This window comes from Streptococcus sp. CCH8-H5 (assembly GCF_001556505.1).
In the GTDB taxonomy this organism is placed as follows: domain Bacteria; phylum Bacillota; class Bacilli; order Lactobacillales; family Streptococcaceae; genus Streptococcus.
In genome coordinates this window covers 1-456 of sequence record NZ_LSIZ01000078.1, presented here as the reverse complement: position 1 = coordinate 456, position 456 = coordinate 1, and the positions used below count along the sequence as shown (strand labels likewise).

Genomic DNA, 456 nt, shown 5'->3' with positions numbered 1-456 from the left:
GAAGACAAGCTCGCATACATACGGCAGTGTACCAGTTCCAGTGGTTCCAGGCTACTATGCGGATAAGGCGGAAGCTGGATTTAAGACAGTTACTCTTGATGAACCAGAGGTGACAGATAAGGTTATATACAAACCGTTGGGAAAAATTATTCAAGTAGATGAGAACTTTAACGTCATTCCTAACTCAAATTCAGTAACTTATGAGAACAATCCGTACAATCCAAGAGAGGCTGTAGAAACTGCTATTCCAGCTGCTCCTGCAGGATATAAGATTAGAGAATTACAACCTCATGCATGGGGCTATAATATTGTTGACAAAACAATTGAACCCAATGATGAAAGTGATCCCGATCGTATCTCAAAAGATACACCAATTGTTTATGTAGCACTTACTTCTGACGTAACGAAATCAACCAAGCAAACAGTTGTTTTTGAAGGTGCAGGAGAAAAGACGCC

1 protein-coding gene is annotated in these 456 nt (G+C 40.4%); it reads left to right on the top strand.

The window, feature by feature from the left end; genetic code table 11:
• On the top strand, window positions 1-456 hold a 456-nt coding region (locus AX663_RS10780), incomplete at both ends, for a mucin-binding protein (RefSeq protein WP_443031048.1).